Origin of the sequence: Arenibacter arenosicollis (genome assembly GCF_014397245.1) — a bacterium.
GTDB lineage: Bacteria > Bacteroidota > Bacteroidia > Flavobacteriales > Flavobacteriaceae > Arenibacter > Arenibacter arenosicollis.
The window spans coordinates 195,747-222,382 of the sequence record NZ_JACLHY010000006.1; the positions used below are offsets into that span (position 1 = coordinate 195,747).

26 protein-coding genes and 1 rRNA gene are annotated in these 26,636 nt (G+C 38.6%); 14 read left to right on the forward strand and 13 right to left on the reverse strand.

From position 1 onward, the window contains the following. Nucleotides 1-81: 81 nt before the first annotated feature. The 3 genes from H4O18_RS08655 (at nt 82) to H4O18_RS08665 (ending at nt 5,010) form a co-directional block, all read left to right on the forward strand. Entirely contained in the window at nt 82-1,770 is a 1,689-nt protein-coding gene (locus H4O18_RS08655) for a M23 family metallopeptidase (RefSeq protein WP_187583511.1), read from the forward strand. Then, nucleotides 1,724-4,243 carry a TonB-dependent receptor gene (locus H4O18_RS08660; protein WP_187583513.1) on the forward strand — a complete coding sequence of 840 codons (2,520 nt, stop codon included), beginning with the start codon at nt 1,724-1,726 and terminating at the stop codon, nt 4,241-4,243. The genes H4O18_RS08655 and H4O18_RS08660 overlap by 47 nt, the downstream gene beginning before the upstream one ends. Nucleotides 4,244-4,356: 113 nt before the next feature. Further along, nucleotides 4,357-5,010, forward strand: coding sequence for a hypothetical protein (locus H4O18_RS08665; RefSeq protein WP_187583515.1), 654 nt, complete (start codon nt 4,357-4,359; stop codon nt 5,008-5,010). Here the strand turns inward: H4O18_RS08665 and H4O18_RS08670 are convergent. Beyond that, nucleotides 5,007-6,155, reverse strand: a complete 1,149-nt coding sequence (locus tag H4O18_RS08670) for a cysteine desulfurase family protein (protein WP_187583517.1) — start codon at nt 6,153-6,155, stop codon at nt 5,007-5,009. The two genes, H4O18_RS08665 and H4O18_RS08670, sit on opposite strands and share 4 nt — an antisense overlap. Nucleotides 6,156-6,289: 134 nt before the next feature. Between H4O18_RS08670 and H4O18_RS08675 the strand changes: the two genes are divergently transcribed. After that, nucleotides 6,290-6,799, forward strand: coding sequence for a hypothetical protein (locus H4O18_RS08675; protein WP_187583519.1), 510 nt, complete (start codon nt 6,290-6,292; stop codon nt 6,797-6,799). Here the strand turns inward: H4O18_RS08675 and H4O18_RS08680 are convergent, their stop codons facing one another. Continuing rightward, complete coding sequence (locus H4O18_RS08680) at nt 6,800-7,348, reverse strand: Smr/MutS family protein (RefSeq protein WP_187583521.1); 549 nt, start codon at nt 7,346-7,348, stop codon at nt 6,800-6,802. Continuing rightward, complete coding sequence (locus tag H4O18_RS08685) at nt 7,348-7,545, reverse strand: hypothetical protein (RefSeq protein WP_187583523.1); 198 nt, start codon at nt 7,543-7,545, stop codon at nt 7,348-7,350. Before H4O18_RS08685 ends, H4O18_RS08680 begins: the two co-directional genes overlap by 1 nt. Before the next feature lie 59 nt (nt 7,546-7,604). On the opposite strand from H4O18_RS08685, the gene H4O18_RS08690 reads away from it, so the two are divergent. From H4O18_RS08690 to H4O18_RS22585, 4 genes are read left to right on the forward strand one after another with little or no spacing between them, the layout of a single operon-like run. Further along, entirely contained in the window at nt 7,605-7,907 is a 303-nt protein-coding gene (locus tag H4O18_RS08690; RefSeq protein WP_246474143.1) for a DUF2752 domain-containing protein, read from the forward strand. 9 nt (nt 7,908-7,916) lie between these two features. Continuing rightward, nucleotides 7,917-8,255, forward strand: coding sequence for a CCC motif membrane protein (locus H4O18_RS08695; protein ID WP_187583525.1), 339 nt, complete (start codon nt 7,917-7,919; stop codon nt 8,253-8,255). Nucleotides 8,256-8,291: 36 nt separating this feature from the next. Further along, a complete protein-coding gene (locus tag H4O18_RS08700; protein ID WP_187583526.1) occupies nt 8,292-8,576 on the forward strand; it encodes a CD225/dispanin family protein in 285 nt (94 codons plus the stop codon). Continuing rightward, complete coding sequence (locus H4O18_RS22585) at nt 8,566-8,979, forward strand: DUF2752 domain-containing protein (RefSeq protein ID WP_425489127.1); 414 nt, start codon at nt 8,566-8,568, stop codon at nt 8,977-8,979. Before H4O18_RS08700 ends, H4O18_RS22585 begins: the two co-directional genes overlap by 11 nt. 55 nt (nt 8,980-9,034) lie before the next feature. Here H4O18_RS22585 and rocD read toward each other — a convergent pair whose 3' ends face one another. The 5 genes from rocD to H4O18_RS08730 form a co-directional block, all read right to left on the reverse strand. Then, the gene (gene rocD, locus H4O18_RS08710) at nt 9,035-10,315 is read right to left on the reverse strand and encodes an ornithine--oxo-acid transaminase (protein ID WP_187583530.1); all 1,281 of its coding nucleotides are present in this window, start codon (nt 10,313-10,315) and stop codon (nt 9,035-9,037) included. Nucleotides 10,316-10,460: 145 nt separating this feature from the next. Next, nucleotides 10,461-11,366 (reverse strand): endonuclease/exonuclease/phosphatase family protein, encoded by a 906-nt coding sequence (locus H4O18_RS08715; protein WP_187583532.1) that lies wholly within the window; start codon nt 11,364-11,366, stop codon nt 10,461-10,463. Then, entirely contained in the window at nt 11,363-12,436 is a 1,074-nt protein-coding gene (locus H4O18_RS08720) for a glycoside hydrolase family protein (protein ID WP_187583534.1), read from the reverse strand. Before H4O18_RS08720 ends, H4O18_RS08715 begins: the two co-directional genes overlap by 4 nt. A gap of 84 nt (nt 12,437-12,520) precedes the next feature. Then, nucleotides 12,521-12,844, reverse strand: a complete 324-nt coding sequence (locus H4O18_RS08725; protein WP_187583536.1) for a hypothetical protein — start codon at nt 12,842-12,844, stop codon at nt 12,521-12,523. Between the two features lie 74 nt (nt 12,845-12,918). Next, on the reverse strand, nt 12,919-14,385 hold the full coding sequence (locus tag H4O18_RS08730) for a sulfatase (protein WP_222942374.1): 1,467 nt from the start codon (nt 14,383-14,385) through the stop codon (nt 12,919-12,921). Between the two features lie 228 nt (nt 14,386-14,613). Here H4O18_RS08730 and rlmD point away from each other — a divergent pair, with 228 nt between their 5' ends. From rlmD to H4O18_RS08745, 3 genes are read left to right on the forward strand one after another with little or no spacing between them, the layout of a single operon-like run. Beyond that, complete coding sequence (rlmD, locus tag H4O18_RS08735; protein WP_187583592.1) at nt 14,614-16,029, forward strand: 23S rRNA (uracil(1939)-C(5))-methyltransferase RlmD; 1,416 nt, start codon at nt 14,614-14,616, stop codon at nt 16,027-16,029. An 11-nt stretch (nt 16,030-16,040) separates the two neighbouring features. Beyond that, on the forward strand, nt 16,041-16,544 hold the full coding sequence (locus H4O18_RS08740) for a DUF6452 family protein (protein ID WP_187583538.1): 504 nt from the start codon (nt 16,041-16,043) through the stop codon (nt 16,542-16,544). Beyond that, nucleotides 16,525-17,355 carry a DUF6048 family protein gene (locus H4O18_RS08745; protein ID WP_187583540.1) on the forward strand — a complete coding sequence of 277 codons (831 nt, stop codon included), beginning with the start codon at nt 16,525-16,527 and terminating at the stop codon, nt 17,353-17,355. Before H4O18_RS08740 ends, H4O18_RS08745 begins: the two co-directional genes overlap by 20 nt. 233 nt (nt 17,356-17,588) lie before the next feature. Here H4O18_RS08745 and H4O18_RS08750 read toward each other — a convergent pair whose 3' ends face one another. Beyond that, a complete protein-coding gene (locus tag H4O18_RS08750) occupies nt 17,589-18,752 on the reverse strand; it encodes a THUMP domain-containing class I SAM-dependent RNA methyltransferase (protein WP_187583542.1) in 1,164 nt (387 codons plus the stop codon). Nucleotides 18,753-18,842: 90 nt separating this feature from the next. On the opposite strand from H4O18_RS08750, the gene H4O18_RS08755 reads away from it, so the two are divergent. The 3 genes from H4O18_RS08755 (at nt 18,843) to H4O18_RS08765 (ending at nt 21,318) form a co-directional block, all read left to right on the forward strand. Then, nucleotides 18,843-19,514 carry a ZIP family metal transporter gene (locus H4O18_RS08755; RefSeq protein ID WP_187583551.1) on the forward strand — a complete coding sequence of 224 codons (672 nt, stop codon included), beginning with the start codon at nt 18,843-18,845 and terminating at the stop codon, nt 19,512-19,514. A 279-nt stretch (nt 19,515-19,793) separates the two neighbouring features. Continuing rightward, complete coding sequence (locus tag H4O18_RS08760) at nt 19,794-20,792, forward strand: metallophosphoesterase (RefSeq protein WP_187583553.1); 999 nt, start codon at nt 19,794-19,796, stop codon at nt 20,790-20,792. Nucleotides 20,793-20,889: 97 nt separating this feature from the next. After that, on the forward strand, nt 20,890-21,318 hold the full coding sequence (locus H4O18_RS08765) for a DUF4268 domain-containing protein (protein WP_187583555.1): 429 nt from the start codon (nt 20,890-20,892) through the stop codon (nt 21,316-21,318). Here the strand turns inward: H4O18_RS08765 and trhA are convergent. From trhA to rrf, 4 genes are all read right to left on the reverse strand, one after another. Further along, nucleotides 21,315-21,932: a PAQR family membrane homeostasis protein TrhA gene (trhA, locus tag H4O18_RS08770; RefSeq protein WP_187583567.1), complete on the reverse strand. Its 618-nt coding sequence runs from the start codon at nt 21,930-21,932 to the stop codon at nt 21,315-21,317. The two genes, H4O18_RS08765 and trhA, sit on opposite strands and share 4 nt — an antisense overlap. A 131-nt stretch (nt 21,933-22,063) precedes the next feature. Continuing rightward, a complete protein-coding gene (locus H4O18_RS08775) occupies nt 22,064-24,022 on the reverse strand; it encodes a plastocyanin/azurin family copper-binding protein (protein WP_187583569.1) in 1,959 nt (652 codons plus the stop codon). Between the two features lie 16 nt (nt 24,023-24,038). Beyond that, nucleotides 24,039-25,931: a 3-keto-disaccharide hydrolase gene (locus H4O18_RS08780; RefSeq protein WP_187583571.1), complete on the reverse strand. Its 1,893-nt coding sequence runs from the start codon at nt 25,929-25,931 to the stop codon at nt 24,039-24,041. Between the two features lie 583 nt (nt 25,932-26,514). Next, nucleotides 26,515-26,626, reverse strand: a 5S ribosomal RNA gene (gene rrf, locus H4O18_RS08785). Nucleotides 26,627-26,636: the final 10 nt, after the last annotated feature.

Genomic DNA, 26,636 nt, shown 5'->3' on the forward strand with positions numbered 1-26,636 from the left:
ACTCCTTTGTATATTATATAACACAGACTTTTTTTCAATTAGAATGGTATTAATTACATTCGTACCAATTATTTAATTTTTATGAAAGGCATTATCTTAGGATTTTTTTTATTTACATCTTTATTTTATGGGCAAGCTCCATATCCCACGGATTTTTTCCGCTCCCCTTTGGATATTCCAATAATATTATCTGGAACCTTTGGTGAATTGCGCTCCAACCATTTTCATTCAGGTATAGATATAAAAACACAACAACGTCAAGGATTACCGGTCTATTCCATTGGCGATGGTGCAATTACCAGAATCAAAGTTTCTGAATGGGGCTATGGCAAGGCATTGTATATTGCACATCCAAATGGTTACACTTCGGTCTATGGCCACCTTCAAAAATTTTCACCGGACATAGAAGCCTACGTCAAGAAAATACAGTATCAAAAAAAATCTTTTGAGGTGGAAATTTTTCCGGATTTTTCGGAACTTAAGCCTCAAAAAGGTGAACTAATTGCCTATACGGGAAATACTGGCGGTTCTGCCGGACCCCACCTACATTTCGAAATTAGGAGCAGCGCCTCTGAAATGCCCACAAACCCCCTCTTACATGGACTGGATGTCAGGGATGCCACTGACCCTACCCTATTGAGTGTTTATGCTTATCCCCTTTCGGAAAACGCACAGGTAAACCAAAGTCAGGAAAAAATAAAACTTAAATACCATAGACAAAGTGATGGAACTTTTCTTGCCGACAAAGTAACCGCCCTAGGCACCATCGGTTTTGGCATAAATACCTTTGACCGGCAAGATCTGGCCGCAAATCAAAATGGGGTTTACTCCGTAAAACAAGTTGTGAACGGGAAATTATATACCGATTACGATTTTGAAACCTTCTCATTTACAGAAAGTCGCTATATAAACACTTTGATAGATTATGACCATTTTAGTACCAATAGGGAACGAATTCAAAAGTGTTTCAAGGACGACAGCAACCTCCTGGGCATCTACAGGACCATCTACAACAATGGTAAAATCGAGGTAAGCGAAGGATTATCCTATAATGTGGAGATTCTAATCAATGATCTGGCCGGTAATCTCACCAAATTGATTATCCCTGTGGAAGGAAAACAACAGGATATTAAAATTCCAAAAAAAGAAGAGAAAACGGACAACTATATTATTGCTAAAAAACCAAACAATTTTGATTTGGGCGGGGCAAAAGTATACTTCCCCGCCAATACCTTTTATAATAATTTCTATATAGACCTAAAAAATGGACAGGATACCGTTACCATTCATAACAGCAGAGTACCGGCACATAGAAACTTTACCATAACTTTTGATGTTTCAAAATATTCCGATGAAGAAAGAAAGCAGTTATTTATCGGAAGATTGGACAACAATAATTCGGCGAGCTACGCTTCTACCTACAAACGGGGAACGACCTTTACCACACGAACTAGGAATTTGGGAACCTATACCTTGGCAAAAGATACCGTTGCCCCTCAGATTAGGCCGAAAAATTTCAAAGACAAACAATGGCTTACCAACTATAGTTACTTAAGCCTAAGCATAACTGATAATCTAAGTGGAATTAACACATACAACGCCACACTTAACGGAGAATGGATACTATTGGAATATGAGCCTAAAACAAATACCATTACCTATAATTTTGATGATCTTATATTGGACAAAAAACAATGTGAATTGAAAGTCGTGGTTACTGATAATGTTGGCAACAGTAGTACCTTCACTAGTACTTTTTACAGAAAATGAAAAATTGAGACTTTTTAAACTATTTTTTCTAGTCTTTTTAATAGGCACAACCACCTATCTAAAGGCACAAACAGCTACCATTACAGGTGTGGTTTTTGATGAAAACCAAACACCATTGCCCAATGTTAATATTACTTCTGGTAACAAGGGAACTTTCTCCGATATTAATGGCTTTTACATATTGGAAATTATAGCGGACCAAGAAACGACCATAACTTTCTCCCATCTCGGCAGTGAAAGACTGCTTCTTAAAGATTTAATATTGAATACAAACGAGAATTATGAATTTAATCCCGTACTACAGCAGAAAGCCATACTAATCGCTGAGGTCGTAGTTACCCCCTCCGGAACAAGATATGCCGAGGGTGTTACCACTATTTCATCGGATATTGCTCGAAACATTCCTGGCTCCAATGCCGGGGTGGAAAATATTTTGAAGCTTTTACCCAGCGTTTCCTCGAACAATGAGCTTAGCACCCAGTATATGGTCCGAGGCGGTAATTATGACGAAAACCTGGTGTATGTAAACGACATTGAGATATATCGGCCCTTTCTTGTTCGCTCAGGTCAACAGGAAGGTTTAAGTTTTATAAATAGCGACATGGTGGAGAATTTACAATTTTCTGCTGGCGGTTTTCAGGCCAAATACGGTGACAAACTTTCCTCGGTTCTGGATATCACCTATAAAACCCCTGTTGCCTTTGGCCTTAAAATATACGCAACCTTGCTGGGTACTGCGGCTACTGTTGAAGGTGTATCAAAAAATAAAAAACTATACAGTATAACAAGTATAAGGTCCAGAGACAACAGCCTTCTTGTAAATAGCAGTAATACCAAGAGCAACTATGATCCGTCATTTTTTGATATACAACAGTACACCACCTATATCTTTTCGCCCAAATTCCGGATAAGTTATCTCGGAAATCTTTCCATCAACAATTACCGTAACACACCATTCACCAGGCAGACAAATTTTGGGACCCTGAACGATATAAAAACCCTAACAGTTTACTATGCCGGAAGTGAAAAAAGCCAATTTAGGACCAACCTAAACGCCCTAAAGGCGGAATACCGGCTTAACGACAAAACTACTTTCAAACTTATTTCCTCATTATATTTTAATAGGGAACAAGAATATTCCGATGTCATATCCCAGTACCAGCTCAGTGAGTTAAATTCGAATATTGGGGACGACAATTGGGGAGAGCCCACCCCAATCAATGGATTGGCTACCCAATACGACCGTGCCAGAAATGATTTGGATGCCAAAATTGTTAATTTGGAACACAAAGGAACGTACTCCAATGATGGGAAGGTAATCGCATGGGGATTGAAATATGAGCATACCAATATTCGGGACCAAATCAGAGAGTCAGAATTCATAGATTCATTAGGGTATATGGTTCGCCCCCCCAATTCTGAATTTCAACGTAATGAACCCGAAATATCTTTCGAGGCCCCTCTTATTCCATTCCAAGGCATTATTGCCAAGAATGCGGTAAACACCAATAAAGTATCGGGATTTGTACAATACAGCCGTCAGACCGAGTGGCACGGCCATAACCTCTACTACAACCTAGGAGCCAGAGCCACGTATTGGGTAGTTAGAGGAAAAAATCTTGCAAAAAGCACACACACTATATTTAGTCCCCGAGCGCAATTGTCCATTAAACCAAATTGGGAAAAAGATATGTTGTTCAGACTCTCTGGCGGAGTTTACCAACAGCCTCCTTTCTATAGGGAATTAAGGGACAACAAAGGTACTGTCCATCCAGAAGTAGAAGCTCAAAAATCCTATCAATTGGTATTGGGAAACCAATATAGCTTTAAATTATGGCAAAGGCCATTTACATTGATCGGGGAGACTTATTGGAAAAAATTGACCAATGTAAACCCTTATACCTTGGAAGATGTGCGCCTTCGCTATGCAGCCCAAAATAATGCAAAAGCTTATGCGTATGGGGCTGAATTTAGACTAAGCGGTGCTTTTGTTCCCGGAACGGAATCTTGGTTTAGTTTGGGATATCTAAAAACAAAGGAAAACATTAATGGCCAAGGCTATATTTCGAGACCCACAGACCAGCGCTTAAACTTTGGGATTCTTTTTCAAGATTATATGCCAGAGGTACCGAATATTAAAATGTACTTAAACCTAGTTTACAACACAGGTTTGCCCGGTGGATCACCAAGCTATGAGGACCCCTACCTTTATCAAAATAGATTAAGGGATTATAAGCGTGCAGATTTAGGAATTTCCTATATTTTTGTGGGGGCCAATAATTCCTATGACGAAAACACGTTTTTACGGCTTTTTAAGGAATTAAATGTAGGTTTCGAAATATTTAATTTATTCAACAATCAAAATTCCATTACCAACACGTGGGTAAGGGATTTAACGAACGAACAACAATTTGCCGTACCTAATTTTATGACCGGTCGTATTCTGAATATAAAAATAGAGATGCGATTTTAGAATTGAAAATAAAGTCAATATATAGTTCGGACCAGTACAAAGGACTATGACAATATAAAACACCTTAAAAAATAAGTTTAACGATAGCTATATACAGAACAAAATATCAATAGATGAAAAATATTATTGCATTCATTTATACACTCATTTGCCTTAGCGCATCGGCCCAAAAAAACATTTACGAGAGCGAAAAATTTGATGAATTGAGCCGCAATCATAGTAATCTGGCCATTATCCCCTTTTTGACCAATTTGGAACTAAAGGATCAAATATCCAATGAGGAATTAAAAAACCTTGAAGAGAAGGAGGGATATGCGGTGCAGGACGCGCTAGAAACCTATTTTTCCAAAAGAAAAAAGAAAAAGAAATTTTCAGTGGAGTTCCAAAATATTAAAAACACCAATGCCATTTTAAAACAGAACGGCATTTCCTATGACAATATTGATGTTTATAGTGTTAAGCAATTGGCAGAAATTTTAGAAGTTGACGGAATCATAAGTGGTACATTGGACTTAAACGTACTCCTATCCAAAGGTGTCCCCACAGAGTTTAGCCTATTGGATTATATTAAGGGCAGCGCCAATTACGGTAGAATAGGCGTAAAAATAAGTGATGGGACAACGGGTAAATTACTGTGGAAATACGAAAAACAAATCAATAAAAAATCGGGAAAAAACACTACCGACCTGATTGAATTGATGATGAAATTGGCTTCCAGAAAATTTCCTTATGATAGGGAACGTCCCAGGGACCGAAAAAAGGGCTAGTGGGAACCGAATTCTTTTAACACCTCTATTACATAATCCAATTCTTCTTTGGTATTATATTTAGAGAAGGAAAATCTCAAGGACGGTTTCTCCATATCTTCAGAGGGCAGAATTTCCGTAAGTACGTGCGAACCAATATCACTACCGGACTGGCAAGCACTTCCCTTGGAACAGGCAATACCTTTTAAATCCAAATGAAACAACAACATGAGTGCCTTTTCCGGATCAAATGGGAGTCGAACATTCACCAGGGTATAGGTACTTTTCTCCATATCACCCGAAAGACCATTAAAAGCTATCTCAGGAATTGCCATGGCTATTTTTTCTATAAAATACCTTTTTAATTCAGTTACATAAGTCCTTTCCTCTTCCATATGGTCATAAGCAGCATTCATTGCTTCTTCCAGACCTACAATATTGTGAAAAGGTTCTGTCCCTGCCCTAAAACCACGTTCTTGAGACCCTCCTAAAATCAATGGTTTTAAACCCGTGTTTCTTTTTATATAGGCGAAGCCAACGCCCTTGGGTCCATGAAATTTATGGGCCGCCGCTGTTAAAAAATGAGCCTTGCATTTTTGTACATCCCAAGGAAAATGACCTATGGACTGTACGGTATCGGAATGAAATAGAGCACCGTATGCCTCACAAAGATTGCCTATGGCCGTAATATCTATGGTATTTCCTATTTCATTGTTAACGTGCATTAAGCTTACTAATTTTTTGCTTTCATCCCTTTTCAATAGCGATTCCAAATGGACTAGGTCCGGATTTCCTACACTATCCAAATCCACGAATAGCAATTCAACACCATATTCATATGCCAACGCTTGGGCCGTGTGCAAAACGGCATGATGTTCTATTTTGGAAGTTATTATGGTTTTAACCCCAAGATCCCTTACACTACACCTTAGTATCATGTTGTCCGCCTCGGTTCCTCCCGAAGTGAAAATGATTTCCGCAGGGTGGGCATTTAAGTACTTTGCAACGGTTTTTCGTGCTTGTTCAATCGCTGTTTTGGCAGTTCTTCCAAAGCCATGGGAAGATGAAGGATTGCCGTAGGAACTTGCCAAAGCATCCTGCATTCTTGAGATGACCTCAGGTCTAACCTGCGTGGTTGCGGCACTATCCAAATAAACCTTTTTCATTTAATTATAAATCGAATTAAAAGCTTTCCCAACTCCAGGAAAGTCCGCCAAAATTACTTGAAATAAAGTTAATTTCCTGCAAAATGCACATAAACCTCTAGGATTATAACTTATATTTCAATTAAATTTGAGGCATGAAAAATCTCTTGATTCTCCTTTTGTGTTTGGCCCTTTCATCTTGCGATGATGGGAATTTACAAATTGAAACTATAAATTTTGACGATAGCGACATTCAATATTGCGGCAGTACGGTCACTACAAGCACGACCTTATTTTTTAAAATTGCAGAGAATGAAGCCTTAATACTTACTATAGCTAGTGGAACCCTTAAGAATGAAGCCTCTGAGGGTGAGGTAGAATATCCCATTTCCAGTAACACTACACTAACCTATCGCATTTTTTCGGCCAATGTAACCAAAAACTATTTTTGCGATGTTATCCCTGTAACGGAACCTACCGTAATCGAAGAAATAGAGGCTCAAAGTGGGTCTGTACTAATAACAACCACAGCAATAGTTGATGGAGAAAACACATCTTACGAACATACAATAAGGCTAAGCGAGATTACCTTGATCAACGATTCCAACAATCAGCGAATCACGGATTTAAGTATCAATGATTACGGGACAGTTACCACCCAATAATCATTGTGTATTCTGTAAGAAGTATACTTCCGTGGCCCCTAGGCCATATTTCTGATAGTCGGCATCATAGTACTTTACGTTTTCGTACCGTTTAAAAAGAAAATATAGCTCTTCCTTTAATATACCTTCCCCTACACCGTGAATAAATACAACCTTTTGTATTTTTTTGCGTATTGCGAAATCCAATTGACGTTTGGCCGTATCCAATTGAAGGTTCAACATTTCAAAATTTGTCATTCCCTTTGTGGAAGGTGTCAACTTATTTATATGCAGATCTACTTCCATCTGCGGTGCATAGCGCTCCTTCGGTCTTGATTTCTTATGGTGCCTGTTTTTGGGTATTTCCTTTTCAGCCTTTATTCTGGCCACTTCATAATTGGATACTTTAATGGCATTGGAGCTGGCGATTTTCAATAATTCATCCGCAGAATATCGCAATAGGAACCCGTCCTTGCTTTCAACGGTAATTTGCGTACCGTTTATTTTTACCACAACACCTTGAATAATATCATCGATGGCCTCAACTTGATCTCCTACTTTTAAATCCATTACTTATCCCCTTTATCTTTTTCCTCATCCCCATAGCGGTCCAAACTCCACAACTGTGTGGTCTTGTACAACCCGAACATCAAAAGGACAATTCCAATGCTTAGCGCATATTCCTCTTCGATAATACTGTCTCCCATCCCAGCAATTACTGCTCCTACTATGATGAGCACTAAATAAAAAGTCCGTTTTGTTTTCATTGCCCAAAAATAATAGTAATTTTCGGTAAAGAATTATATTAGCACTTTAAATAATCCTAATGGCAATTCTCTGGGAACTGGAAAATTATATGCTGCCTTGTATGAACAAGCAGATTTTCGGGATTGAATGCCCTGGTTGTGGCTTTCAACGTTCCGTTTCCTTTTTACTGGATGGTAATTTTATTGACGCCCTAAAGATATATCCCGCCATATACACCCTGATTTTTCTGGTAGGCTTTATTGGAGCTTCACTAGTGTTCAATATTAAGAATTCCTTCAAGATTAAAATTTATCTTTTATACCTAAACGCCGGAATCATTATTATTAGTTATTCATATAAAATGATTCATTTAATACATTAAAATAAAATTATGGAACAACAAAAACTACCTAACGCAACACTGATTTTGGTTTTCGGGATTATCTCTATAGTTACCTGTTGCTGCTATGGAATTATAGGGTTGATATTTGGAATAATCGGACTTATTTTGGCAAACAAGGCAACCAATCTCTATGCTTTGGATCCCAGTATTTATGAAGGCTATAACAATGTTAAGTTAGGCAGGACCCTTTCCATTATAGGTATTATACTTAATGTCCTAGTGGTAATATTCTTTATTTGGATCATCTCTATTATTGGATGGGATGCTCTACAGAACGAAGAACTTATGAGGGAAAGAATGGAAGATTATTTCCAAAACCTTCAATAAATACATTTACGACCAATCAATCTTTTAAATTATTTTATGGAAAATAATCAAACACGACCCAAACCTAACAACTATTTGGTATTAGCTATTATCAGCACTGTATTTTGTTGCTTAATTCCTGGCATCGTCAGTATTGTAAATGCGGCCAAGGTAAATGAAGCTTATGCCCTGGGCAATTATGATCAAGCAGAAAAAGCTTCTAAAAATGCCAAAACTTGGGCCATTGTAGGCATGGCCATTGCCGGACTATTGTGGCTTTTATATATCGCTATTTTTGGCTTTGCCTTAATTGGTGGGTTAATGAGTTCGGGTGATTTCTAAGAAAACAAAAATACCATTGACAATAATTTTGGGAGTAGTAATCCTTGGAATACTGCTCCTATATTTTTTCATAAATCCAAGTAGTTCCGCTTATTTCCCCAAATGTCCATTTTTAACTACCACTGGTTATTATTGTACTGGTTGTGGTAGCCAAAGAGCCCTTCACGATTTGCTGCACTTAAATTTAATAGGTGTTGCACGGCATAATATCCTCTTTATTCCCGCTTTCTTGTTGATCGCTTATCATTGGGCTCGTAATTACACTCCTTTAAAAAACAAAAAAACACTACCAGACCTTATATATCATCCCAAAACACCGCTAGTACTTTTCATATTAATTGCGCTATTTACAATTTTAAGGAATGTAAACATTTATCCTTTTACCCATTTGGCTCCTGGATAAAATAAAAGCCCACTATAAAGACAATAACGGGCAATAAATTAAAATTTAAAGAAAATTATTTTTCAAACTTCTTAAGTGTTTTTATAATAATCCCCACACATTCCAAGAGCTGCTCCTTGTTCATTACCAAAGGTGGTGCGAACCTTATAATATTGCCATGGGTTGGTTTGGCCAAGAGACCGTTTTCTTTTAAGGCCATACAAATATCCCAAGCCGTAGAACTGTCTTCAGTATCATTTATCAATATGGCATTTAATAAGCCTTTGCCCCTAACGGCATTCACAATATTACACGTTGGAATAAATTTATTGAGTTCTTCCCTAAAAATTTCTCCGAGTTGAAAAGCGTTCTCTGCCAAGCCCTCCTCCTTGACCACCTCAAGTGCAGCTATCCCAACAGCGGCTGCTACTGGATTACCTCCAAAGGTACTGCCATGACTACCTGGTGTTATAACTTCCATAATTTCATCATTGGCCAGAACCCCAGAAATTGGGTAGGCCCCACCTGAAAGTGCCTTTCCTAAAATTAAAATATCCGGCTTCACTTCAGGTGTCCCGCTGCAATGCTTTTCCGGACAATCACAGTTACCGCAGGTTGCCAATAATTTTCCGGTACGGGCTATCCCAGTCTGCACTTCATCAGCAATAAAAAGAACGTTGTGCATTTTACATAATTCCTTTGCCTTCGCGAGATATCCTTCCGACGGCACAAAGACTCCGGCTTCACCCTGTATGGGTTCTACCAGGAATCCTGCTATATTTTTATTTCCTTCCAAAGCCTCTTCCAACGCAGAAAGATTATCATACTCAATTTTAATAAAGCCTTCGGTATAGGGTCCGTAATTTTTATGGGCCACGGAATCGTTTGAAAATGAGATTATAGTGGTAGTTCGTCCGTGAAAATTATTTTCACAAACTATGATCTGTGCTTGATTTTCAGGAACCCCTTTTTTCTCATAAGCCCATTTTCTACAAATTTTTAGTGCAGTCTCCACGGCTTCCGCCCCGGTATTCATGGGCAACAACTTGTCATACCCAAATGTTTCCGCAGCCAACTTTTCAAACTTACCTAGCATATCATTGTAAAAGGCCCTGGAAGTTAAAGTGAGCGTTTGCGCTTGCTTTATCATGGCATTCACGATTTTAGGATGACAATGACCTTGATTTACCGCTGAATAGGCAGATAAGAAATCGTAATACTTTTTTCCTTCTACATCCCAAACATACACCCCTTCTCCCCTACTTAAAACTACAGGTAAAGGATGATAGTTGTGTGCTCCGAATCTTTCTTCTAATGCAATTGCATCCTTAGAAGTTAATTTTTCTAAAACTGACATGATCTGATAACTATTAAATAAAACTTTACAATTCCTTCTTGGGGAGAGAAATCATCCTTCTTTTGTAGAGACTGCAAATTACGAATAGTAATTTGCATCCTAAAATATTTTGTGAATTGATTTTTGTTTCGGAAAAACCTGCCAATCAATCCTTTAGATCAAAACTGGCACTAACAGGATAATGATCCGACAAATACCAATTTCCCTCTCCATTGTGGACTTTAGCATCCAAAGATTTCATGTATAACTCAGGTGAAACCATAATATAATCTATTCGTTCCAGACGTGAAACCAGTTGTTCAGAGCTTTCATTATTCACCTCCGCCAAAACCTGTCCTGGGAAACTACCTCTAGCAGCTAAACCAGCAGAATATTTTTGTACTAGATCATACAAAGGAAACGATAGGAATTTGGACATTACGGCATAATCAAAGTTGCCATTGACCAAATTGCCATCCAACCCTTTTCCCACATTGGAATTCCTTAATCTATTTAATAATTTACCATGGGGATCATATAAATCGGCATCAAAAGGAGAATGGGCATTAAAATCCCCCAAGACTACATAATTTGAAGTGGTTTTTGCAATATTCTCCAATTTTCTTACTACGATACTAGCTTCCTCACGCCTTCGAGCTATGCTACCTGGATGTAAGTGTACAACCATGAAATCAATTCCGTTTGTTTTACAATGCAGCGCACCATGATGCATCCCCTCCGTTATTTTTTCTTTTACTTCGATGGGGTATTTAGAAGTAAAACCTACGGAATAACCGGTCGTTTTTAATAAAACAGAAAAGGAATGGCCCCAAGATAGGGCATCCACCTGTAACTTTTCGGAGGTGTAGGCGCATAATTCCTGCAAGGCAACAACATCTGGAGTTTGGTCCTTGATCCAATTTTGAACTTTTTCCCTTCTTTCTTGATCTTTGCCCCAGTCATAACCATTCCAAATATTATAGGTGATGATTTTAAAATTGTTTTTTTTGTCTTGGGATGTCAATAATAATGGGAGCAATACTAGAATCCAAAAAATATTTCGAAATTTCATTCTTTTAGATTTATTTTAAAAACATGGCCAACAGTTCTGTCCCCACCAAAAATATTCCATCCAGATGGCCCATACAAATATGCCGGTTTGTTATTTATCATTAAAATTTTGGGACGTTCCAACTTGGGGGCGGCACCATATATCTTCACCGCTTTTTTAGGTTCATAATCCTTGTAATAGGTTGGTAATAAATCATAGCCAACAGTGGCGTCCTCCCAATTAAAAGTATGTCCGTCCTTTGACTTCCAAAGTGTTCCTCCGCCAACTATGCCCGTATTTTGACCATGATTGTCCGTGGTCAACAAATAAATATGATCTTGATAGGCAAAAACGGTACCATCTTCCAAGGTTCCTTTATTGGAGGTAACCGGTTTTTCCTGAATAGTATATGGACCTTTTAATTTGGTTGCCGTAGCCAAACCATACTTTAGAATCCCATCCGTGGTTTTAGTTTTAAAATACAGATAGTACTTCCCATTTACTTCCAATAAAGCGGGATTGGCCACTCCCATATTGGATTTATAATTCCATTTTTGAGGATTTTCGGCATTTAAGACCATCCCGTCCTTACCCACTTTTTCCCATGGACCAAACGGGGATTTTGCAATTGCCATACCAATGCGCTGATTACCCGGATGTGGTGGTTGATGATAATTGGTGTTCGCTATATACAACAACACAAAGTTCTTGCCCACCTTCTTGATTTCCGGGTTGTGCGGAGCATATTTATCCCAGGTATCCTTTCCTGTACCTTTTATGGCCACATCGGAAAAAACAAATGGTCCTTCTGGTGAATCGGAAATATAATGGGCAATTTCGGAAGATTTTCTCCATGCTGGATTAACATTCTTTTCCCGCCATCGTGCTACGAATAAGTGCGTTTTTCCATCCTCATCCTGTATGGGTGCACAGCCCCAAATGGTATAATTTTCATCTTGAACGGCAACGCCCTTATATTCCAAATTCTGGGCGATAAAAGATAAGGGCATTTGCAAAGACGTGTCTTGGGCATACCCAAAATCAACGACCAAGAGTGTGGTAATAGCAAACAGTTTTATAACGTACTTCATTTACAATATTAAATTTACTTTTAAATCGGCGCTAATTCGCGGATGATATGGTTTTTATATCTGATTGGATTAATAATTCTCGTATTATTCCATAACAACCTCCAATGGAAACTGTACATTAAAAGAACTGCCATCATTTTTTGAGTTTACATTTCCCACTGCACCTGCAGCGTACAGATATTGGGGCATACCGTCTTCACCCTTAATTGCACGGGCTCCCCAAATAAAATAATTTGGAATTTGAAATATAGATGTACCAAGGATTTCGTTTGGAGAAACCGTTGCATCCACTTTTATGGCATCAATTTTTCCAGGAAGGATCTTAATGCTTTGAGCACTACTAAAATTAGCATTGGCCATACATAACACAACAAACACCAATTTGCGATAAGTAAGAATCACATTCATTTTAATAAAGCATATATTTGGTAGAATTGAAGCACTCCTCCCTTTATTTTGTCCAGAATCAATTGATAAATACACTATTGCGATCCATATTGGATACCCAAATCATTGGTTCTAATTTCCTGTAATTTTTCCCCTAAAATCTTTTGCATTTCCTTAACCACATCACCATAAGCAGGGTTATGCGCCAAATTATTATACTGTTTGGCATCATGCTCCATATCAAAGAGTTCCATTCCAGCTCCTGCGTCTTCATCGTATTGTATATATGCCCATTTATGGTTGCGTAACAAAAAGGACTTTCCTCCTTGGCTTACGGAAAAGGCATAATCCCTTACTTCCAAACTGGGGTCGTCCAAAGTTTTCACAAGACTTTTACCCTGTAACTGATCGGAAGCCTTGATCCCAGCCAATTCGGCCAGTGTGGGATATAGGTCCAACAGTTCAGAAAAGGAACTACAAACTGCCGGTGCCTTTCCTGGTACCTTTATTACCAAAGGAACCCGAACCGATTCCTCATGAAGGCTTACTTTCATCCAAAAACGATGCTCCCCCAAATGGAAACCATGATCTGAAGTAAAAACAACAATGGTATTTTCATCCAATCCTTCTTCCTTTAAAGTCTTTAATATTCTTCCTACCTGTGAATCCATATAGGATACTGAAGCGTAGTACCCAGCTACCGCCTTTTTCTCCTGTTCTTCTGACATTTCACCATTAACGCTGGTGACGTAGTTTATTCCACGGGCGGGAATGTCGTCCCAATCATTTTCAACCATAGGAGGCAATACCATTTGCTCATGTGGATAAGTTTCAAAATACTTTCGGGGCGCAACAAAAGGTACGTGGGGCCTTACAAGTCCTACCGCCAAAAAGAACGGATTATTTTTGTGCTCTTTAATAAGTTCAATAGCTTTTTCGGCTGTTTTTCCATCGGAATGCACCAAATCATCTCCGTCCGCCTTTACGATAGTCATTACGTTACCGCCCTTTCTAGGCTTCAGTCCAAAAGGATTGTTTTGAACCAATTCAGCCTCCCCCTCGGCGGTCCATTCCGGCCCCTGACTGTTAAAGCGTTCGGTCCACGAGGCCTCGTCATCCTGACCATTGGAACCCGTTTCTATATCTATAGGCACCCCCATATGATAAATTTTGCTCACCCGTGCAGTATAATAGCCGTTATCCTTAAATAATTGTGAAAGTGACTTACGCGAAGGGCCCACATTATCCCGGCCACTTACGTAGCCATAAGTATTTGTAGCGTTGGGATAGTAGCCAAACATTAGGGAGGCCCTAGAAGGGCCACAGACCGGGTATTGAGTGTAAGCCCTAGTATACTTGGTACCTTCAGCTGCCAATTGATCTATATTGGGTGTGCGCGAGGCTCGATTCTCATAGGACGAGACTGCAGTAGCTGTTAGATCATCCGCTATTATAAACAGAACATTAGGTTTATTAGTTTTTATCTTTTTCCTGAACTTGCCCTGCTGCGCTTGTCCAGAGAAAAAACCTATCATGAGGAGACAAAAAAACAATTTTCTCATTGTAACTAATTTTTTAGGATTTAAAAATAGTGATATTCAATTATTTCTCAAGGATTACCCATCCACTCCCTCTAACTTTTAAAAGGTACACTATCAGCTATGGACCAAACAATTTTAAATGGCAATTCCCATTTCATTTTCACCATAGTCAAAACGAATCTAATAAATACAAATAAGACTGTGTTAAAAAGCACCATAAATCCTAAAAAATTCTCCTATTTTTGCGCCATGCGTAGAAAGAATACTAGACAAGTTTTTGAAAATGTAGAAGTGGTGGATGCTGGAGCCAAAGGTAAAACTATTGGCAAGGCACCCGATGGTAGGGTAATTTTCTTGACCAATACCGTACCAGGGGATGTTGTGGACGTTGAAACCACTAAAAAAAGAAAGGCCTATTTTGAAGGAATCGCCACTAAATTCCATACTTTTTCGGACAAAAGGACCACTCCAGTATGTGAACATTTTGGAGTTTGCGGCGGCTGTAAGTGGCAAGATATGGGCTATGAGCACCAGCTATTCTATAAACAAAAAGAGGTTGAGAATAATCTACGAAGGATTGGGCATTTGGAATTACCCAAAACAAATACCATCTTGGGATCCCAAAAACAGTACTTCTATAGGAACAAGATGGAATTTTCCTTTTCGGACAGTAGGTGGTTGACCTTGGAAGAAATAAACTCGGGTAAGGAAATTGAAGATAAAAATGCTTTGGGATTTCATATTCCTGGGATGTGGGATAAAATATTGGACATCAAAAAATGTCATTTACAAGAAGATCCCTCCAATGCCATTAGATTGGAAATAAAGGATTTTGCTATTAAGAACGGGCTTACTTTCTTTAATCCTAGAAATCAATGGGGCATGCTCCGAACAGTGATGATCCGTACTTCCTCTATTGGTGAAATTATGGTTATGGTCCAGTTTTACGAGGACGACTTCGAAAAGCGGGAATTGTTGATGAACCATTTAGCAACAACCTTTCCAGAGATTACCTCCTTATTATATGTCATCAATCAAAAACAAAATGACACCATATATGACCAAGAAATCATATGTCATTCTGGTCGCGACCACATATTTGAGGAAATGGAAGGGCTAAAGTTTAAAATAAATGCCAAGTCATTTTATCAAACCAACTCGGACCAGGCCTATGAACTTTACAAGATAACCAGGGATTTCGCCGGACTTACCGGAAATGAATTGGTTTATGATCTTTACACAGGTACAGGCACCATTGCCCAATTTGTGGCTAAAAAAGCCAAAAAAGTCGTAGGCATAGAGGCCGTTCCTGAAGCCATTGCCGATGCCAAAGCCAATGCCGAAAGAAATAAAATAGATAATGTAGATTTCTTTGTAGGGGATATGAAGAACGTCTTTAATCCAAGTTTTATTAAGGAACACGGGAAACCCGACCTTATTATAACCGACCCTCCAAGAGATGGCATGCATGCCGCAGTTGTGCAGCAAATTTTGACCATAGCCCCTGAAAAGGTTGTCTATGTTAGTTGCAATAGTGCAACACAAGCAAGGGATTTGGAATTAATGAAGGAGGATTATGAAATAATGAAGGTGCAACCAGTGGATATGTTTCCGCAAACCCATCATGTTGAAAATGTTGTACTTTTGAAAAAACGGATTAAATAATCCAACCAAACATGAAGAAAGTCTATATTCCAATACTTTTCATAATTGCATTTATCAGCTTTGGAGCCTGCGAAAAAGATGATATCTGTGTGGATGGGGATACCCCATTAATGGTGATTAGATTTTATGATGTGGACAACCCCGCCGTATTAAAAAAAGTAACTAAATTTAGAATTGTGGGAGTTGGTCAGAACACGACCGTAACCACTGTTGCGGATAGAACCGATTTGGATTCTATTGCCATTCCATTAAAAGTTACCGAAAACAGTACAGGTTTTTATTTCATTAAAAACTCTGCCGATGTTGATTCATTAGAAGCGGGAGATTTGGACACCTTATACTTCAATTACACCAGAAAGGATAAATTTATTTCCAGGGCCTGTGGTTATATTGCCAATTTTGAAACTTTAGGTAGCGATTTAAAAATGGAAACCGATAACTGGATAAAGGATATAGAAATTGTAACCCCATTGGTAGAAAACTCAACAGCGGCCCATGTTAAAATATTTCATTAATAGTTTTATATTTCTAGCGATTGTATTTGGATACTCGCAAAGTAAACCAATTGATCTGCAGCCAAAAGACACGGTAGCCCATACAGATCCTTACGGAATTAGGGTGGGGATAGATCTTAGCCGCCCCTTGATTTCTTTTCTGAATGATGATTATACTGGACTTGAAATAGTTGGCGATTACAGGATTACGAATAAACTTTATGTGGCCGCAGAACTGGGAAACGAAAAAAATACCAAACAGGAAGATCTCTACAATTTCACGACTTCCGGGAGTTACTTAAAACTTGGTGTGGATTATAACACCTATGGCAATTGGTACGGCATGAACAACTCAATTCACGTGGGAGGCCGCTATGCTTACAGTACTTTTAGTCAAACCTTGAATAATTATCAAATTTATGATACCAACCGATATTGGAACGATCCGGATTATCAGAACAATCCTGACCCCAATACCGTGAACGACTTCCCTTTTGGTTCAGATGTTTCCCAAGAATTTAGCGGATTAAGTGCCAGTTGGCTAGAGGCCGTGTTGGGCCTAAAAGCAGAGCTATTCGCCAATATTTATTTGGGAGCTAGTGTCCGGATTGGCTTCTTGGTCAGCAATAAAGATCCTGAAAATTTTAGAAATTTATGGATTCCAGGATTCAATAAAGTTACCGATGGAAGCAATTTTGGCGTTGGCTACAATTATTCCATCACCTATTTTATACCGCTCTATAAGAAAGCCAAGAAAATTAAGGAAAAGGAAGAAAAGCCCGCACAAAAGAAACCGGGACAGCAAGGCCCTAAAGTTCCCGGAAACCTTTAATAAAAATCCATTTCATCATTATTTTGTCGCCTTTATTGGATTTGACAACCACATATTTGGGTGCCATTAAACTTGCAATTATTGCCGCTATAACCGCTAAGACAAGTGTGTCTAGCGATAGTAACATACCAAGCAATAATCTGCCCACCACAAATAAAATAGCGAAGCCTAGAAAATTATAGATAAGGACTTTATGTTTTGGTTTCACGCTTCCGATATTGTTAAATTATAGGCTATTCCGCCTTATTAAACTTGGCTTTCTTACTTCCTTCGTACATCACGTATTTTACCAAGCGCGATTCCAAATGACTATTAAATACCTTTATTTTTCTTGATGGACGTAGACCAACAAATTTTAAAGCCTCCAAGTTGGAAGTGATAAACCACGCATCGGTTCCAGGATAATTCCTCTTCAAGGTATTTCCAATGTCGGCATAAAAATCCTCCATTTCAATGTCCAATCGTTCACCATAGGGCGGGTTAAAAACCATATGCAAATGCCCTTCCGTAAATTTCTCAGTATCAAAAAAGTTCTTCCTTTCAATCGTTATATAATCGGATAGATTAGCGTTTACCACGTTATCCTGAGCTTTTCTAACAGCAGACGGTGCCTTATCATATCCAATTATTTTATGATTAAACTCCCTTGTCCTATTTAGACTGCTATCTACAATTTTTTCGAAAAGTTCGGCATCAAAATCATGCCATTTCTCAAAAGCAAATTCCTTTCTATTAATGTTGGCTGGAATATTACATGCAATCATGGCCGCTTCTGTCAGCATGGTTCCACTACCGCACATGGGATCCAAAAAATCACATTGTCCATCCCATCCGCTTAATAACAAAAGTCCGGCTGCCAAAACCTCATTTATGGGTGCAATATTGGTAGCAGTCCTATATCCCCTTTGGTGCAAAGACCTGCCAGAGGAATCCAATGCCACATTACATTGATCATTTTGAATATGGATATTGATCCTAACATCTGGAAATTTAATATCTACATCTGGCCTACTACCATCCGTATCCCTGAATTTATCCACTATGGCATCTTTAGTCTTTTGGGATACATATAGGGAATGTGTGAAATTTTCACTATTCACCGTGGCGTCTATGGCAAAAGTCGTGGAGGTCGAAAGATAATCGAACCAATCCATGGCATAGATTTTTTTATAAAGATCGTTCTCATCCCGAACACGAAACGAATGGATAGGTTTGACAATTTTAATTGCTGTTCGCAAACAAAGATTTGCTTTGTACATAAAACCGGTATCCCCTTCAAAAAATACACTCCTAACCCCTTCTTCAACATTGCCCGCACCGAGGTTTCGCAATTCCTTGGCTAAAATTTCCTCAAAACCAAACATGGTCTTGGCCACCATTTTAAAATTTTTGTTCATATCTACCTTTAAGATTACCGCAAAAATACGTTAATTTTAGCCCTTATTAGCCAATATGGTAATTTTGTACAATACCAGAATTAATCCTTAATGAAATATTTATTACCCATTCTTGGCGTTTTGCTAAGCTTTATATTTGTATACTTCACCAAACCAAAAAACAAGGAAGTCTTTAAACTACTTCTGGCCTTTAGTGGAGCTTTTTTACTGGCTTTAACTGTATTTGAATTGTTTCCTGAAGTTTATGGTAGTGCAGAACCAAAAACGGTCGGAGTATTTATTATGTTGGGGATACTACTCCAGATTTTTCTTGAATTTTTTTCCAAAGGGGCGGAGCATGGCCATGTACATTTAGATCCTGAAAAATCGGATTTCCCTTGGATGCTTTTTATAAGCCTATGCATACATTCGCTTCTTGAAGGATTGCCAATAGAAAATCACAGCACCATTTTATATGGAATATTAATCCATAAAATTCCTATTGCCATCATTCTTAGTATATTCCTGCTCAACTCTAAAATTAAGTTGCAGTCCGCCATATTTTTTATTGTGCTTTTTTCCCTGATGACCCCTATTGGCACTTATATTGCTGCCAATTATGAGTTTATCCACGCATATGCCGTTTTACTAAACGCTTTGGTTATTGGTGTCTTCCTTCATATTTCAACTGTTATTTTGTTCGAAAGTTCGGAGGCACATAAGTTTAACTTACGCAAATTGGTGGTCATTATATTGGGAATTTCAATTGCCTATATGTTGTAAACATCTTGGTTAGGTACCAACCTTAATAAATGTCGAAAGCTATTTTTGTGATTTGGTCCATAATTCCAGGGAATTCCAATTTTGCGTCCATCCCTCAATCTTTCATCATTCATCTTACTAATAATCAGGTCTTTCTACAAGGGTAAGAAATAGTGGGAAATGGCTAAGAATTACGATATCATAAGTTTTATGATGAAGTATATTGCCAAGGCAATTTTATGGTGCGTACTTAAAAATTAACGACAATACCCATCAGTAAACATTTTCAAATCCAATGACATGATCAATAAAAAACTTCAAACTACAGGCTTTATATTCCTTCTTATATTAAATAGTTACATTGTTAGAGGGCAACGCACCATACACCAAGTGGGCCAAGATCATTTTAATATCCAAATAGACAGATCTACCTCCTCCCCAATCACCATCCTACAAGTTACGGATCTTCATTTGGGCAGTACTCATGAAGGTAAATGGAAAAGAGACTTGGAAACCTGTAGAAGAATAAAAAAATTAGTGGATACCTACGACCCGGATATGATTGCCATTACAGGCGATCTTTTTGACGGCAATAAGCCACATGGCACATTGTTGGCAGCCTACGCTGTCAACTTTTTCGACAGCTTGGAGAGGCCTTGGTTGTTTGCTTTTGGCAATCACGATCCGGAAGGAGGATTCGGGAGGGCCGATATAGCCATGGTTTTTGCAGAATCTGAATGGGGTGTTTTAGGCAAGCATCCGGTGAATAATAAGTGGAAAGAAAAATATGATTATGTAGTAGATGTTACTGTTAAAGGTGAAGAAAAACCGGTGTGGCAAATCTTTGGTTTCGACTCTGGTTCCGAAAAAGGATACAGATCCATTAAGGAAGATCAACTTAAATGGTACAGGGACAAATCTGTCAACACTATGGATAAATACAAAGAAAAGGTTAGGGCAATTTCTATCTTCCATATTCCCTTGATCGAATTTCAATACTTACAGGACGATGATACCATAAAGAAATATGGATTTAGCGAGGAAAAGGTTTATTACGAAGAAGATGATGGATCGGTGTACAACACCTTCTTGGATGTGGGAAATATGGAAGCGGTGTTTTCCGGTCACGACCATTACAATAACTATTGGGGAACTTATAAGGGCGGTATTATCCTAGCCTACGGATATATTAGCGGTGTGGCTACGAAATACGCTTGGCCTCCAGGAGGCAAATTGATTTCACTGCCAAGTGATGGGGGCGAAATAAGCATGAAAAACGTGGTCCCGAACATGGAATAGGCCCCGACAATTCATTCACAAAAGAGGACAATACTATTTAAATTACTTAAATTATGCCTTTTTTAATGAATTCAAATCAAATCAAAGTCCCAAGCAGATGTTCAGCAAGGAAGAAGCAAAAAAATTACGCCAGGATTTCTGGATTTCCTTTGGAAAATCCTTTCCCAGAAAATGGATTTTATATAATACCGGTATTAAGGATTTCTCCTTTAAATTTCATTTTGATTTAAAAAGTGCAATGGTCTCAATGGATATTGAAAGCCAGGATCTGGAAAAACGGTTGGAAGTATGGGAAAAATTGATGTCTCTTAGGTCGATTTTATTAGAAGAACATCTACCTAAAGCCCTATTTGAAGATACGGTTATTCTTGATAATGGAAAGGAAATTTCAAGGGTATCCGTGAGCTTGGAAAATGTATCCATACACAACAAAAATACCTGGCAGGAGACTATGGTATTTTTAAAGGACCACATGTCCGCCTTTGAAGAATTCTATAATGAGTATGAAGACATTATACAGTCTTAAACCACATCAAAAAATATAAAAAACCAATGACTAATGGCGCCGGCCAAAACAAAGAGATGCCAAATGAAATGGTTGTAGGGAATTTTTTCAAAAGCGTAAAAAACAATTCCTACAGTATAAAAAGCACCCCCTAAAAATAGGGCAAACAGTCCATAAAAAGTTGTCTGGGAAAGTACATTGCCAAAATCCAATATAATCAACCAGCCCATTGCCAAATAAAGCAGAAGTGAAATAAACTCATATTTCCCTGTATAGAATAATTTCATGACGGTACCCGCGGCAGCTATTCCCCAAACTGTATAAAAGATTAACCATCCATTGCCTTTTTCCAACAAAATCAAGGCAACCGGTGTATAGGTTCCGGCAATTAAAAAATAAATACTAATGTGATCTAAGATCCTCAATTTACTTTTCCAATTCGGATTCCTAACACGATGATATAAGGTTGACACCGTAAACAATAATAGAATGGTAAAGCTGTAAACAATAATTGAAAAGGTGCCGTAAGAAGTTTGCTCCCCCGCATATTCAATTAAAGCAATAAAGCCTATAAGCCCTAAAAGAATTCCCAGGGCATGCGAAAGGGTATTTAGTTTTTCCTCAATGGATAACATTTTATAAAATTAATCAAATGTTTCCAATTAATCCGTCAACTATTTATCACAATACCACTTATGTATTTTTGAATACAAAATTTAAGTTTATTTTGTACAAAGTTTAATACCCTTGGAGTAGAAACAAAAATCTACTGCACAATTAGTTTAGCCCGCATTATCGAAGAATGCCCTGGAAAGGTACATACTATCCAATATTCACCTGGCTCATCAGGCATTTTAACATAGATTTTTTCAGCTGTTTCCGGTTGCATAATAGCCGTATGATACAGCACTAAATCTGTATCCGGCACATAATTATAGTCCGGACCGTCCAATCCCAACATTAAGGCCATTTGCCCCACCTTATCCACCGACTCCTTACCTTTCTGGGTAATTACCAGATTGTGCATCATATCGTCGTTATTATTAAAAGTGAGCTCTACCTTAGCTCCTCTTTTAACTTGTACCTGCTCAACATCATACTTCAAACCCGGTTTGGTACCTATCATTATTTTTTGATCGGTTTTATTATTCCAATCACTAGGCATTTTTGTAATTCTTTTGGGTTGAACAATGTTTTTACCTGATTTGACCATACCTGTCATTTGCGGGGACTTCAACACTCCACCAGGGACTTCATTCAAAGTATAGTAACCAGTGTCATGTAGTAGTTTCTTACCAGTCCCGGACGTAAGGTCTGGGATTTTAATCTCGTGAATAAAGCCCAACCTCATACCATGCAAAGTTAATTTCACAGATAATCCATCTGGAGAAACCTCTGCTTTGTGTACCATAACCGGTTGTTCTTCCGTTATAGGGCTACCATAGTCATTATGATATTTATAGGTAAAGCTTTTCATTTGATAGCTAGCCACATCACTGGCCAACTTTTTATTGACAGGTTCAGTAAATTCCAATTGAAATCCATCATCCAACGCTTTCATCGTTTTAATTTCAAAAGGTACTTTCCCCGTCCATTCCAATCTTTGCAGACCATATGGGGCTTTTCCCGTGGAGGCCCATCCCCTACTGGTCATACCCACAAACATACTGGAATCCCTACCCCAGATCATACGCAATATTCCTGAGGAAAAACCCTCTCGAAATAAAAAGGAAGCGCCTTGGTACACCCCATTGACCTTTTCCATAAATACCCGCATAATCTTACTATGTCCCTGGTCTCCAATAAACATCTGGCCTTCAAAGGGTCCGAATTTTCCATGGGTAGTATCATATAGAATATCGGATGTAGAAATCCCCTGAATGGTATGCGGAAACCAAATGGCCGGAGCTTTAAGAGCTGGTACCTTTTTAGCATATTCATAAAGACTTAAGCCCGATTGCTTTTCGATTTCCTCCTGTTTCAATTTTAGGGGTGATTGCGGATCATCTGTCCATCTTAAACCTTCCGGATTACCAGCAAAATCACCCACTTCCAAATGGGTCATCCTTCCAGAACCTACCCAATCCCCTTGATTTTCGGTATAGAAATAGTCACCTTCAGAATTCATATTAAATCCCGCAGGAGACCTTAAGCCGGTTGCAATAGGGGTCATTTCCCCTTCAGGTGTTATTTTTAACATCCATCCCCTCCATTTTACCAAACTAGCACCATGGCCGATCCAGGATAAATTTAAAGTGACCAACATATCCCCATTAGGCAAAATTAACGGACCATAAGAATAGTCGTGGTAATTCCCGGACAAAGGCCATGTATATACGGTCTTATAACTATCGGCCTTTCCATCCCCGTTTCTGTCATCCAATCTAGTAAGTTCTCCACGTTGGGAAAGATAGAAACCATTGTCCTTATAGGCCAAGCCCAAAGTCTCGTGCATCCCGTGCGCATATCTTTTATAAACTGGGTTTAAACTATATGGCTTATCTATTAACCATACCTCACCCCTTCTGGTAGACACCCCCAATTTATCGTCATCCGTAAACGCCAATCCTCCTACTTCCAATACAACATCCTTTGGAATGGGCACATCCACTATTTTATAATATTCCGCTTCCTTTTTGGCCATTTCCGAACTTTCCTGTCCAAATGTACCTTGTACTGTTCCCAAAAGGAATACAAAGAAAACTGCCTTTCTTAAAATCTGCATAATTGGTTGTTTTGGGTTACCAAATAATATTGTATGTAATGTTCCCACTGCCCGCGGGTATTTTTAGAAGTAATTCATCCTTTCCATTGGATTGACGGATTAAAGGATCTAAGTCACTATTTCCGGATAAATCGATAAAATAACTTTCATCGTTGACAATGAATGTACCATCCTCCAATTGTTTAATGGATTCCCCTTCGGCAATTTTATGCCAGATGTCCCCATTGCCCTTAATGCTGATGGTACGCTCAAGTCCCCGTCCGTCCTTGGAGGTTTTAAATGAATTGCTAATAGTAGTCCCTTCTTCTTGATGTAAAAAAACCGGTAATCCATTGTTACGCATTTCATAACCCAATGGCTTAAACCTTATGTTGGACGGAATGCTATCTGGCCAAACCATATCCTTATTCTCCAAACTCATAAAATCTGGATCTCCATGAAAGGATACTGAAAATCCCTTTGGTTCCGCCAACTGATTAGTACCTCTAAGATGCCACATCTGGGTAACATCAAGAAAATCGCCTTGCCATACCTGTAGTATAGCTCCTCTACTTAAATCGTATGAATAATTTATACGGTCAGGACTCCCAACCGCAATACAGTGTGTCCTTTTTTCTTCACCATGCATCATATATCCACGTTGGGTAACAGTCCCGTCTTCCACTGTAATGAGTATATCATTATCCGACCTCTTTTTAGCTGAACTTAAAGAGTTCTTTGCATGTAGGGGAATTTTTTGCATTTCTGGGCCCTCAGCCGTAATACTAAAACCTGTAAACCACGGATAATTCTTGTTATAAATAAAGGTAAAAGGTACTTTCCCCTTTTCTAACATAATTTCACCTATGCCAGGGGTATCCAAATCGAACTTTCCATTTAGATTAACCACGGTATCATTGCCGATCAACAGTAAGGCACCGCCGTGATTTAAACCAATATTGAAGAGGTAGTTTCCTGAGTTTGGAACATCCATTTGCCCCTTATAACTTAGAATTCTTGTAACCCTATTTCCAGTTACCATATTGGCAGAGATACTATCCACATTTTTCTCTCCAATAACCGTAAGGGTATCCAAACCTGCAATTGTATCAGAATTACTTTCGTATTCTGTCATATACATATCGGACAAGGTCAGCTTTCTATCTTCATACTTTTTATACATGATATTCTTTAGAGCCACGGGACCGTGATCTCCTTGAATCATTAATGGCCCTCTAGCTTTTTCATCATCAAAGGCAGAAGCCCTTGTAGGACCAGTTACCTCCACATTTTCCTGAATCAATACCCCGTTCAGCCATACCTCCTGAAAAATGGCATTCTGTATTTTCTCACCCGCATTATTAAACCTAGGTGCATGGAACAGAATTTTAAAATGTTGCCAAAGTCCTGGAGATTTCGAAGCGTTTGTTCTTGGGGGGTTCCCCTGGTAACCACCATCTTCATTAAAATCTGAACTTTGATAAATGCCACCCATATCTGCATAAGTTGGCTCCATTACTCCCCAGCTATCCAATAATTGCACTTCATATCTACCCAGAAAATAAATTCCTGAATTAGAGTTGAGGGGCATCATAACATCCAGTTCAATCTCGATATCCCCATGGTCAAAAATTGTGAAGATGTGACCATTTTTAGTGTCTCCCTCCGGAATGTTGGCTAAAATTCCTTTTCCTGGAGAAGATGTCAAAATCTTGTCCTTTGATCTATCCACATAAACATCGCCAACAATTTTCCAATTATCAGTTTCCACATTAAACAAGGATAGGTCATCCAATTGGAGCTCAGTGAATGGTAGAAAATCCTTTATTTTGATGAATTCGTTAGTCGTGGTCGCAGTTTCCTTGGATGGATGATCGCCGCATGAAATAAAAATCAGCAATAACCCACTTAAAAACAATGGAGTTTTCATAAAATTGAAGCTTAAGTTACTTGAAACCGTAGTCCCAAACCCTAAATATATAACTATAAGTTATAAAACTCCAATATCGGCAGTGAGATGGAATAGAGCACTTATTAACCAAGTCCCCGAATAATGGGCATTTGAACTACGAAAAGGTTTTCGTAACTTTATGAAGTCATTTACAAAAGTCCCATTAAGCATTAACTCGTAATCGAATAAGATTTTATTATATGTATTTTCAAACACTATTTATCCAATAATTAAAGTTGGACAAACCCACTTATGGTTGATTAATTAATGTAGCGATGTACCAATTAAGTGATTTGGAAATTGGATGATTTGTTGATTTGAATATGGGCCGATTTGGAACTGTGGCAATAGATCGATGTACCAATTGTTCACTTTATCAATGTACCAATGAATCAATGCAACGATGTACCGATTTTTTGATGTATAAATTAATGACCGTCTACAACTACAAGTAAAACGCATTAGAGGGGGGTGCAGGAACGGATCGCGCCCAGGGCGTGCCCTTTTGTCGGATATGGAGCAAAAAAAAAGTCCCTCCATCTTGCGATGAAGGGACATCAAAAAAAGGCGGCGGCCTACTCTCCCACTTGGTGTAGCAGTACCATCGGCGCAGACGGGCTTAACTTCCCTGTTCGGAATGGTAAGGGGTGGGCCCCGTCGCCATGGCCACCTAAAAACTTCTAT